This window comes from Blautia faecis (genome assembly GCF_020554845.1).
GTDB lineage: Bacteria > Bacillota > Clostridia > Lachnospirales > Lachnospiraceae > Blautia_A > Blautia_A faecis.
This window is the reverse complement of record NZ_JAJCIA010000018.1, coordinates 72,060-83,621: the sequence shown is the minus strand read 5'-3', so window position 1 is coordinate 83,621 and position 11,562 is coordinate 72,060. Positions and strand designations below refer to the sequence as shown.

11 protein-coding genes and 1 pseudogene are annotated in these 11,562 nt (G+C 45.5%); 10 read left to right on the top strand and 2 right to left on the bottom strand.

Annotated elements, in window-relative coordinates; all coding sequences use genetic code 11:
• Positions 1 to 91: 91 nt before the first annotated feature.
• Both LIZ66_RS10595 and LIZ66_RS10590 read right to left on the bottom strand, forming a co-directional pair.
• On the bottom strand, positions 92 to 310 hold the full coding sequence (locus LIZ66_RS10595) for a DUF378 domain-containing protein (RefSeq protein ID WP_148462795.1): 219 nt from the start codon (positions 308 to 310) through the stop codon (positions 92 to 94).
• Between the two features lie 224 nt (positions 311 to 534).
• Positions 535 to 1,644, bottom strand: coding sequence for a DUF5067 domain-containing protein (locus LIZ66_RS10590; RefSeq protein WP_226815584.1), 1,110 nt, complete (start codon positions 1,642 to 1,644; stop codon positions 535 to 537).
• 29 nt (positions 1,645 to 1,673) lie between these two features.
• On the opposite strand from LIZ66_RS10590, the gene LIZ66_RS20355 reads away from it, so the two are divergent.
• The 10 genes and pseudogenes from LIZ66_RS20355 (at position 1,674) to malQ (ending at position 11,562) form a co-directional block, all read left to right on the top strand.
• Entirely contained in the window at positions 1,674 to 1,790 is a 117-nt protein-coding gene (locus LIZ66_RS20355; protein WP_334301172.1) for a DUF6783 domain-containing protein, read from the top strand.
• A pseudogene (locus LIZ66_RS19990) lies at positions 1,759 to 1,857 on the top strand (DUF6783 domain-containing protein); the annotation flags it as partial. The gene LIZ66_RS20355 and the pseudogene LIZ66_RS19990, both read left to right, overlap by 32 nt.
• A 335-nt stretch (positions 1,858 to 2,192) precedes the next feature.
• Positions 2,193 to 3,122 carry an alpha/beta fold hydrolase gene (locus LIZ66_RS10585; protein WP_195409435.1) on the top strand — a complete coding sequence of 310 codons (930 nt, stop codon included), beginning with the start codon at positions 2,193 to 2,195 and terminating at the stop codon, positions 3,120 to 3,122.
• A 76-nt stretch (positions 3,123 to 3,198) separates the two neighbouring features.
• On the top strand, positions 3,199 to 3,348 hold the full coding sequence (locus tag LIZ66_RS10580; RefSeq protein ID WP_195409436.1) for a hypothetical protein: 150 nt from the start codon (positions 3,199 to 3,201) through the stop codon (positions 3,346 to 3,348).
• Positions 3,349 to 3,727: 379 nt separating this feature from the next.
• Complete coding sequence (locus tag LIZ66_RS10575; RefSeq protein WP_173735203.1) at positions 3,728 to 4,672, top strand: ABC transporter permease; 945 nt, start codon at positions 3,728 to 3,730, stop codon at positions 4,670 to 4,672.
• Between the two features lie 2 nt (positions 4,673 to 4,674).
• Positions 4,675 to 6,033 carry an ABC transporter permease gene (locus LIZ66_RS10570; protein ID WP_173735202.1) on the top strand — a complete coding sequence of 453 codons (1,359 nt, stop codon included), beginning with the start codon at positions 4,675 to 4,677 and terminating at the stop codon, positions 6,031 to 6,033.
• A gap of 15 nt (positions 6,034 to 6,048) precedes the next feature.
• Entirely contained in the window at positions 6,049 to 7,056 is a 1,008-nt protein-coding gene (locus LIZ66_RS10565) for an ABC transporter ATP-binding protein (RefSeq protein ID WP_118579216.1), read from the top strand.
• Positions 7,057 to 8,067, top strand: a complete 1,011-nt coding sequence (locus tag LIZ66_RS10560; protein ID WP_118579213.1) for an ABC transporter ATP-binding protein — start codon at positions 7,057 to 7,059, stop codon at positions 8,065 to 8,067. It begins immediately after the preceding gene.
• A gap of 103 nt (positions 8,068 to 8,170) precedes the next feature.
• Positions 8,171 to 9,826 (top strand): peptide ABC transporter substrate-binding protein, encoded by a 1,656-nt coding sequence (locus LIZ66_RS10555; RefSeq protein ID WP_118579210.1) that lies wholly within the window; start codon positions 8,171 to 8,173, stop codon positions 9,824 to 9,826.
• A gap of 212 nt (positions 9,827 to 10,038) precedes the next feature.
• On the top strand, positions 10,039 to 11,562 hold the full coding sequence (gene malQ, locus LIZ66_RS10550) for a 4-alpha-glucanotransferase (protein ID WP_195409464.1): 1,524 nt from the start codon (positions 10,039 to 10,041) through the stop codon (positions 11,560 to 11,562).

Below are 11,562 nucleotides of genomic sequence, written 5' to 3'. Positions count from 1 at the left end.
ACGCGCGACCTTGCCAAGGTCGAGACCGCGGGTTCGAGCCCCGTCTATCGCTCTTTAAAAGCCAGGAATTAAGTTTCCTGGCTTTTTTAACTTATGACGCATTATTTTCATTGGAGCAGAGCGTTCCATAGAAACTGAGCAGATACAGACCCGAAAGTCCGACCAGTGCGTAGATGATTCTGGAAATCCAGCTCATACTGCCAAAGATGAGAGCTACCAGGTTAAAGTTGAAGAACCCGATCAGTCCCCAGTTGACAGCGCCGATTATTGTAAGAGTCAGACAGAAACAATTTAAAAATTTATTTTCCATAAGTCACCATCCTTTCGTAACTATAGTGTTTCTTTTTATCGTGGAAATTATACGAAAAAGCCTGTATAAAATGTGGTAAAAGATGGAATTTTAGCAGCAAAAAACAGGGGGACTGTCTGAAACTGCAAAGAGAGACATAAAAATACGCGAAAGCCTTAAACGGAACTTTCGCGTATAAAAGATTTCATTGTGCTTCCCATATGGTGATGTGCTGGTTGCTTCTTTTACTGGAGATTTAATGTCTGTGCTGCTGTAATTCCAGTATCCAGACCAAATGCGTCTGAAGCATGCAAGGTAACCGGGCTCATATCATTAAGGGAAAAAGCCTGACATACATTTACCGTTTCTCCAGGCTGGATTTCTTTCATAAATGCATCAACAGCCTCATCACTGTTTGCCGGAATAGCTGCTTCAAGAGCCGCATCATTCTGATAAGCGGTAAGATTTACATCTACCATAGCACTGGAAGAACTTTCTCCGTTATTTGTGTAGTCATAGTAGACGAGAAGGCAGGGCTCACCGCCAAAGTCTGTGGAAACTACATTTCTGGTATAGTGGATAGAGAAACGCTGGTTGGAAAGATCAATGGTTCCATCAGATGTGGCAGGCGTCTGGACCACAGAATCAGCTGGACCATCGGTTCCCTCTGCTGTGGAGTCGGAATCCGCCAGAGCCTGGCTGATCTCATCCTCTACACTTTTGAAATTGGCGGACATGATCTTTACTGTTTCATCATCAAGAGCTGTAACCTTCCATTGGCCGTTTACTTTGATCATAGGATAAACAATGTCTGTTTCACTGAATTTGTCTTCCAGGCTGGAGGCTTTTTCTATTAAAATAGCAGCAAGCTTGTCCTGGGTTTCCTGTTCTGTAAGACTTTCTCCGGAAAAGGCGCTGGAAACGATCTGACGAAGGAATTCGGTTACAGTTTCACGGTAGATGTCAGATCCGTCTACATAGCGGATCCGCGCAGTGACTTCTGCAGTGCCGTCTTGAAAACTGAAACGTGTCTTTGTGATCTTCCAGGTCATTTTGGCGTTGATGGATTTGAAGAAGCTTTCGTAGGTGGCGTTTCGCACATCTGCATTGTCAAGAGCGGAAAGATCGGCGCTCTGGAGCATACTTTCCATTGTGTCGAAATCAAGGCTCTGGATGCCGGTAAGATATTTATCCAATTCTTTGGCTGGCTGGCTGCGTTCGTAGAAATAGTAGCCAATGGCTGCGCCGGCGACAAGGATAAGAATAAGCAGAAGCAGAATGCGTCCGGCCTTTCCTTTTCTTTTTTTCTTCGGAACAGGGTGTTCATCTGGCATATTTAGTTGTTTTTCTTCCATGTTTCCTCCTTGTTAAGTTTAGAGCCTGTTTGAAAAATCATTCCCGCAATCTACACGTTCCACTTTGCGGTATATTTCGCCCGAATTCGGTTGTCTTAGAGCGGCTACGGCGCCCTCATCCGGATAAAATCTCTCACAAATCGTGACGCACATCTTGTAGAAAGCCTTTTTCAAACATGCTCTGGCGATGTCTATGCTATTATAATTTCATAAATTGACCGTCTGTAAAAATTTCACATATAAATCTGTGTGACATCTTTTTTATTATAGTATACTCTTGGAAGAGTGTCAAAGTATTTACAGAGTGTTACTGCTCACTTCGTTCACAGTAACGTGCTTCGCGATGCACAGAAAAACGAACCTTCTTGTGACAAGCACAAGAAGTAGTGTTTGCTGCGCAAACTTAATTCTCGGGTTTTCTGTGAACTTTGTTCACAAAAAACACCTCGCGGAACGTTACTAGTCAGGTCGCGAACAGTAACCAGTAACTTTACAGATACCGGGTATTTATGTTAAGATAATAAAAAAAGAAGAAAGGCGGAAAAACTATGGGTGCAAAGTATGAAGCTTATATAGAATCAGAGGCGGACGGCCTTGATATTTCCGTTCTGGCAGTGGTTCCGGATGAGACACCGTACAGAGGAATCCTGCAGCTTGTTCATGGGATGAGCGAATACAAGGAGCGCTATCTTCCCTTTATGGAATACATGGCAAAAAAAGGCTATGTATGTGTGATCCACGATCACCGTGGTCATGGGAAAAGTGTGCGGGCGCTGGATGACCTGGGATATATGTATGGCGGCGGCGCGGATGCGATCCTCAAGGATATTGAGGTGGTGAACCGGGAAATGCACCAGCAGCTTCCGGATCTGCCATTGATCTTATTCGGGCATAGTATGGGCTCGCTGGCCGTGCGCGCTTTTGCAAGAGATCATGATGACTGCATGGACATGCTGATCGTTTGCGGTTCTCCAAGCAAGAACAGGGCAAGATCTCTTGGAGAAGTAATCGCCCATATGGAAAGTGCTGTGTTTGGACCAGCCCACAAGAGTAAAGTCATCGAAACCCTTTCCTTTGCCGGAAATGTGATGCGCTTCCGCAAGGACGAAAACTGTACTTCCTGGATCTGTGCCAATAAGGCAGCAGCTCAGGAGTACTCTGATTCTGAACTTTGTGGCTTTACGTTTACAGATGATGGCTATCTGGCACTTTTTGAGCTGATGAAGCGTGCTTACGACGTAAAGCACTGGCACTGCACCAGACCGAAAATGCCCGTGCTTTTTATCAGTGGCTCTGATGATCCCTGTATGATCAACGTGCGTCATTTTGCAAAAGCAGTGCAGGATATGCGGCGCGCCGGTTATGTAGACGTGAAAGGCAAGCTGTATCCGGGAATGCGCCACGAAATTCTGAACGAGACAGACCGGAAGAGGGTTTATCACGACATTGCCTTCTATATAAAGAAAAAGGGCTTTTGAGAAAAGACGTCCATTATGCATAAGATGCTCTATTTTGCACATACTCGCAGAAATACAGTGTGAAATGGAGAACTATATGAGAAAAAAAGGCTGGATTCTGCTGCTGGTTCTTCTGGGTGTGGCTTTTCTTATGAGCTGCGGCAAAGATATGGAGCCGGATGAAGCAAAAGGGGAACTGGTAAGAATTGAGAGAGAAGGATGCCAATCTGGTATCCTTCTTTTTTGAACTAAAAAATAGATTAGTTTTATATAGATTGCAGAAATGATTTTTGAAACAGGCTCCCAAGTCTTTTTTAAACATGCTGTAGTGTTATGATAAACAATCTGCACTTGTGAAACAAACAAATGTCTTTGTATAAAATACACAAAAAATATACCATAATAGCACTGAAAAATAGTACAAGCTTAAAAAAATGCATTGTCACCGTTCTAAAGTTTAAAATGTTACTTGAATAAAGCAAATTGAAATGCTATAATTTTTTTTACATATTAAAAAATGAACTCTGGTCAGAAATCAGTCTGATATGGGTGTGGTGTTTTTGATGGCATCTCTCATAAAGGAAACCGAAATAAATGTTTTCGACCGGAAAAAATAAGGAGGAAAAATGGGAAAGTATTTTGCAAAAAGACTTGGAATGGCGATTCTGACTATCTTTCTGGTAGCCTGTCTTACCTTCCTGCTGATGAATGCTGTACCTGGAAGCCCATGGCTCAGTGAAAAAACACCTTCCGAGACCACACTGGCTGCGCTGAATGCCAAATATGGACTGGATAAGCCGGTCTATGTACAGTTGTTTATGTATCTGAAAAATATTCTTCACGGTGACTTCGGTGTATCACTTAAGATGCAGAAGAACCGTGCAGTTCTTGACATTATCGTGGATATGTTCCCGGTATCTGCCAAGGTAGGTGCACTTGCACTTGCATGGGCGATTCTGGTGGGTGTACCTCTTGGCTGTCTTGCCGCATTTAAGAGAGGCAAGCTGACAGACAGCATCCTTCGTGTGATCTGTACACTTGGAATCTCCATGCCAAGCTTCGTTGTGGCATCTGTTCTTCTGGTAACCCTGACCGGAAACAATGCACTGAATCTGTTTCCGTCTATTTTTGATCCGTCGCAGGGATGGCGCGCCTATGTACTGCCATGCTTTGCCCTGGGCTTTTATCCAATGTGCTATACAGCACGTCAGACACGTTCTGCCATGCTGGATTCCTTAAGTCAGGAGTACATTAAGACAGCCCGCGCCAAAGGTCTGAAGAACAAAAAGATTATTTTCAAACATGCTCTTAGAAATGCACTGATTCCGGTTATTACATACTTAGGACCGCAGGTGGCCTTTACCCTTTGTGGTGGTTTCGTTGTAGAGAGCGTATTCTCAATTCCGGGACTTGGACGTTATTTCGTACAGTCCATCCAGAACCGTGATTATCCGGTTATTATGGGAACTACCATTTTCCTGGCAGCATTTATTATTCTGATGAACCTGGTTGTAGACTTCCTTTATAAGGTTGCTGACCCGAGAATCAGCCTTGCGAAAGGAGGAGAATGATCGTGGCAGAAGATAAGAAGATTAAGAAATGTCCGGTGAGTCTTCAGCCGGATATTGAGAACCTCCTTCAGGATTTAAGTCCGGATGATTTTGCATCTGCGTCCAGACAGGAGAAGGATGATTTTATTCAGGACCGCCAGAGTGTTTCCTACTGGAAAGATGCCTGGAGAAGATTAAAGAAAAATGTGGTGGCTATGGTTGCACTTGGTGTGATCGTATTCCTGTTTTTGTTTGCCTTTGTGGGCCCGCTTCTGATTCCATATGGCTATGACGAGTTTAACAAAGGTGCTGAGAACCTTTATCCCTATCACTACACACTGGAGGACACCCAGCGTGTGAACGACGAGATCGCTTCCAGAACCCAGTCCGATGTAGTGGATGTAGATGAAATGATCGCCCAGGCGAAAGCAGAAGCTGAGAAAAAGGGCGAGAAATTTACAAAGAAAGATGAAGCAGTTATCCGTGCAAAAGCAAAAGTTGCTGCAAAACCTTCAGAAGACTCTTCTGAGGAGCAGAGCGTAGATGAAGATTCCGTCCGCAAGGAGCTTGGAATCAAGAAGCATATTTTCGGTTATTCCCAGGCAGAGCTTGAGCGCAAGGCAAATGGGGAAAAAGTATTTCCACATGTATTTGGTACTGACATGTATGGCCGTGATATTCTGGTCCGTGTTATGTATGGTGCCCGTGTTTCCATGTCTGTCGGCGTATTCGCAGCTATCCTGGTACTGGTGATCGGCGCACTTTATGGTGCTATTTCCGGTTACTGCGGCGGCAAGGTGGACGCAGTGATGCAGCGTATTGTTGAACTTATTTATGCAGTTCCGGAGATGCTGGTTGTCCTTCTGATCGCAACTGCACTGAAACCAATCCTTACCGACTATGTGAATTCATCAGGAACCAGTCCTCTGAAATCCTTTGTCAATGTACTTGGACCGAACCTGATCTCCATGTTTATTGCATTTGGTCTGTTATACTGGGTTACCATGAGCCGTATTATCCGTGGCCAGGTACTTCAGCTGAAACAGCAGGAATATGTAACCGCAGCAAGAGCACTTGGTGCATCTGGCGGCAGGATCATCCGCCGTCATCTGCTTCCAAACTGTATCGGACAGATCGTTGTTACTACCTGCCTGCAGATACCGTCTGCTATTTTCCTGGAATCCTTCTTATCCTACCTTGGAGTTGGTGTTTCAGCACCTCTTCCAAGCCTTGGATCCATGGCAACAGACGCACTTAGCGGTATGTACACTTATACTTACAGACTGATCGTACCTTCCGTGATCCTGAGCATTATGATCCTTGCATTCAACCTGTTTGGCGATGGACTTCGCGATGCTCTTGATCCGAAGCTGAAGAAATAAGAGAGGAGGAGAACAATGTCTGAACAGAAAAATAAATTGCTGGAAGTAAAAGACCTGAAAGTCTCCTTCTTTACCCCGGCCGGCGAGGTAAAAGCCGTTGGCGGTATCTCCTATGACCTTGATTATGGCGAAGTTATGGGAGTTGTTGGAGAATCTGGTTCTGGAAAGAGCCAGGAGGCATATTCTATTATGGGGCTTCTTCAGTCCCCAGGTAAAGTTATCGGAGGCTCCATTACCTTCGAGGGAAAAGATGTCCTTTCTTTTTCCAAGGAAGAGATGACTGCGTTCCGCGGAAACAAAGTAGCTATGATTTTCCAGAATCCCATGACCTGTCTGAATCCGGTTTACACCATCGGAAATCAGCTTGTGGAAGCTCTTCGTGCCCATGATAAGAAAATCAGCAAAGAAGAAGCCCAGAAACGTGCCATGGAAATGATGGAACTGGTTGGAATCAATAATGTGGAGAAGCGTATGAAGCAGTATCCACACGAGTTTTCCGGCGGTATGCGACAGCGTGTCATGATCGCTATGGGACTGATCTGCCATCCGCAGCTTCTGATCGCAGATGAGCCGACCACAGCCCTTGATGTTACCATTCAGGCACAGATCCTTGACTTGATGAAGGATCTTCAGAAAAAGACCGGAATGGGAATCATTTTCATCACACACAACCTTGGTGTTGTGGCAGATATCTGTGACAAGGTATCCGTTATGTATGCAGGTAAAATTGTGGAGCAGGGACCTGTAGATGACATTTTCTACGAGCCTGCACATCCATATACAAAGGGTCTTCTTCGTTCCATGCCCCGTGTTGATGCCGAGAGCTATGAAAGACTGATCCCAATCGAGGGAACCCCGGTTGATATGCTGAATCCGCCGGAAGGATGTCCGTTTGCTCCACGTTGTGAGCATTGCATGAAGATCTGTCTGAAGAAAATGCCTCCTTACGTGGAAGTGGGCGAGAAACATCGTTCCGCCTGCTGGCTTCGGGTTCAGGAGCTTATGAACAAGGAGGAGAAATAAATGGCAGAAGAAAAGAAGCTTCTTGAAATTGAGAATTTACGAAAATATTTTCCGGTAAACGGCATAAAAGGTCCGGGGGTACAGGCTGTACAGGATGTTTCCCTTTATATCAAAAAAGGTGAAACACTCGGTCTTGTAGGAGAGTCCGGATGTGGAAAGACCACACTGGGAAGAACGATTCTTCGCCTTTATGAGCCAACCGGAGGAAAGATTATTTATGATGGCGAAACCATTTACGACAATCCTCTGGATAAAGACGGCAAACCTCTTGGAAAAGCCAAAGCTGCCAAAATGCTTCCCTACAGAAGAAAAATGCAGATCATTTTCCAGGATCCGTCCGCTTCCCTGGATCCTCGAATGACAGTTGGTGAGATCATTGGAGAGGCCATTGATATCCACAAGCTTGCAGCGAGTAAGAAAGACCGCGCTGACATGATCAAAGAGCTGCTGGCGCAGGTTGGATTAAATACAGAGCATGCAAACCGTTATCCACATGAGTTTTCCGGCGGTCAGCAGCAGCGTGTTGGTATTGCCCGCGCCCTTGCAGTAAAACCGGAGTTCATCGTCTGTGACGAGCCGATTTCCGCATTGGATGTTTCTATCCAGTCACAGGTGGTAAACATGCTGGAAGACATGCAGGAGCAGATGGGTCTGACTTATCTGTTCATTGCCCATGATCTTTCCGTTGTCCGTCATATTTCCAACAGAATCGGTGTTATGTATCTTGGCTCTCTTGTTGAGTTGGGCGAGAGCTATGAGCTGAACAGACATCCGATCCATCCATATACACAGACCCTGCTTTCCGCAGTTCCGGTTCCGGATCCAAAGCTGAGCCGGACAAGAAAGCGTATTATTCTGGAAGGAGACGTGCCAAGTCCTATGAATCCGCCAAGCGGATGCCGTTTCCACACCAGATGTCCATATGCCACTGAAAAGTGCAGCCAGGTAACTCCTGTGTTCAGAGAGCATGAGCCGGGCCACTGGGCAGCCTGCCATTTGCTGGACAAATAAAGGAAGTTTAGGTATTTCGTTCTTCTTCACGGAAGAGCTGATGAATACAAGCGTCGATTCTCATCTCTCATGCGGCGCAAAAAAGCATAAAGGAGGAAATGTAATGAGAAGAAAATTTATGTCTATGGCACTGACTGCAGCTATGGTATTAAGCATGGCAGCAACTCCTGTATTCGCCGAGGATACAGCATCTGACGAAGGATTCAACCTGAACCTTTGTATCGCATCTGAACCACAGACAATTGACCCTGCACTGAACTCTGCAGTTGATGGAGCTATCATGTGCAACCATATGTTCGAAGGTCTGGCTAAATGGGTAAATGATGGTGAAGGAAATGCTGTCACAGCTCCTGGACAGGCTGAGTCCTGGGAAAAGGCCGAGAACGAAGATGGTACAGTTACTTACACTGTTAAACTTCGTGACGGAATCAAATGGTCTGATGGACAGGCTGTAACAGCTGGTGACTTCGTTTATGCATGGCAGCGTCTAGCAAATCCTGAGACAGCAGCAGATTACTGCTACATGATCGACATGGTAAAAGGATATGACGCAGTTGCTGACGGAAGTGCGGATCCAAGCACTCTTGGAATTACAGCAGTTGATGATCAGACTCTTCAGATCGATCTTACCTATGACTGCCCGTATTTCGAAGAAATCATGGCATTCCCGGCAACCTTCCCGGTTCGTCAGGATATGGTAGAGAGCAGTGACAACTGGACATTTGATCCAAGCACATACATTGGCAATGGACCATACAAAATGACAGAGTGGTCTCACAATGCTTACATCTCCATGGAGAAAAACGAGAACTACTATGACTATGAGAATCTTGGACCGGATACTATCAAGTTTACACTTCTTGATGACAACAACGCAATGCTCAAAGGTTACAACAACGGAGAGCTTGATTTCATCGAGAACCTTCCTGTAGACGAGATCCCGACCTACCTTGCTTCTGGCGAGCTTGAGATTGGTGACTATCTTGGAACCTACTATGTATGCTTCAACACAGAGGACGAAGTTTTCTCTGACCCTAACATCCGTAAAGCGTTCTCACTTGTAATCGACCGTAACTACATCGTAGAGAACGTTTCCCAGGCTGGTGAGGTTCCGGCTGACGGATATGTACCGAACGGTGTAAATGATGCAGCTGGTGCTGGTAGTGATGACTTCCGTACAGTAGGCGGTTCTTACTACAGCATTTCCGATGAGGATTATGAGGCTAACTGCGAAGAGGCCCGTCAGCTTCTTGCAGACGCTGGTTATCCGAACGGCGAAGGCTTCCCGACTGTAGAGTATCTGTACAACACAGCTGATAACCACAAGAAGATCGGTGAGGCTCTTCAGAACATGTGGCAGACAGAGCTTGGTGTAACTGTTAACTTGAACAACCAGGATTGGAACGTATTCCTTCAGAACAGAAAAGATGGTAACTTCCAGATCGCCCGTAACGGCTGGATCGCAGACTACAACGATCCTTGCTCATTCCTGGATATGTGGTACACAGACGGCGGTAACAACGACGCTCAGTACTCTAACCCAGACTATGATGCAGCTATCGATGCAGCAAAAGCTACTTCTGATCCGGAAGAGCGTATGAAAGCATTCCACGAAGCTGAGGATATCCTCATTGGACAGGACAGCGTACTTGCTCCAATCTACTTCTATACACAGCCATATATGCTCAATCCAGACATTGACGGCATGTACTACACACCACTTGGATACTTCTTCTTCGGTTATACAAGTAAGAAATAATCAAGTCAAAAGAATATAAGTCTTTTGGTATTACTTAAATGTGATGCAGAAGAAAATGACAGGCATTCGGAATTTTTCCGGGTGCCTGTTTTTTGAGCAGCAACGAAAGCAGGATAAAATTTGCGAAGCTGTTTTATTCTGTTGACCGATTATGCATGATAGCGGTATAATAAGCAGATAATGGTTATTGAACCAGACAGGAGGAACATATGATGAGAGCCAGCGGTATTTTATTGCCTATATCCAGTATCCCTTCCAACTATGGAATCGGATGTTTTTCTAAAGAAGCTTACGCTTTTGTAGATCAGCTTGCAGAAGCGGGTCAGAAATACTGGCAGATCCTGCCACTTGGACCTACCGGATACGGGGATTCCCCTTACCAGTCTTTTTCCACATTTGCAGGAAATCCTTATTTCATTGATTTGGAGGAATTGATCCAGAGAGACCTTCTCACAGCAGCAGAATGTGCAGAATGTGACTGGGGCGGCAGCAAAAGCTATGTGGACTATGAGAAGGTTTATCTTTCCAGATTTTCCCTTCTTCGGAAGGCTTACAGACGTTTTTACCAGATGGATGGGAAAGAAAAGGAGCTTCAGCTGATCCGTGAGGAGATGGAAGCCTTTGAGAAAGAGCAGGGCTTCTGGCTTGCAGATTATTGTCTTTATATGGCAATAAAGGACAGCCTGGAGGGAATTTCCTGGAATCAGTGGCCGGAGGACTTAAAGACACGTAAGCCGGAGGCGCTTGCTAAGGCAAGAGAGGAGCTGAAGGAGGATATCAGCTTCTATGCCTTTCAGCAGTTCTGGTTCTACCGCCAGTGGAACCGGCTGAAGAAATATGCAAATGACAGAGGTATTAAGATCATCGGTGATCTTCCTATTTATGTGGCTTTTGATGGCGCAGATGCATGGGCGAACCCGGATCTGTTCCAGTTTGATGAGGAGGCTACACCGGCAGCAGTGGCAGGATGTCCTCCAGACGCTTTTTCCGCAACTGGTCAGCTGTGGGGAAATCCACTTTATAATTGGGAATATCATAAGAAAACAGGTTATAACTGGTGGATCCTTCGTATGACTCACTGTATGAAGCTGTACGACAAGGTCCGGATCGATCATTTCCGCGGTTTTGACGAGTACTGGTCAGTTCCCTATGGAGATGAGACCGCTGAGAATGGAAAGTGGGAAAAAGGTCCTGGAATAGAACTGTTCAAGGTCCTGGAGGAGAAAATTAAGGATCTGGATGTGATCGCAGAGGATCTGGGATTCCTTACAGACAGCGTCAGGGAGCTTCTGGCAGAATCCGGATATCCGGGTATGAAGGTGCTTCAGTTTGCCTTTGATGAAAGCGGCGAGAGCGTATATCTTCCTTTCCGATATGACAAAAACTGCATTGTATACACTGGAACCCACGACAATGAGACTACGAAGGGCTGGCTTGGGAACCTTACCCAGTCAAACAGAGCCTACGTGAACCAGTACACAGCCTGTGAGGATAAGGACACAGATGAATGTGTATGGGGGCTTATCCGGGCGGCACAGTCCTCAGTAGCAGAAGTGTGCGTAGTACCTTTGCAGGATTATCTCTGTCTTGGAAATGAAGCGAGAATGAATACGCCTTCTACTTTGGGAGACAACTGGAAATGGCGTCTTACAAGAGGTCAGCTTACGGATGAGATCATTCACAGAATTAACGCCATGACCAGATTATACGGACGAATCCAGGAGAATAAGAAGTAA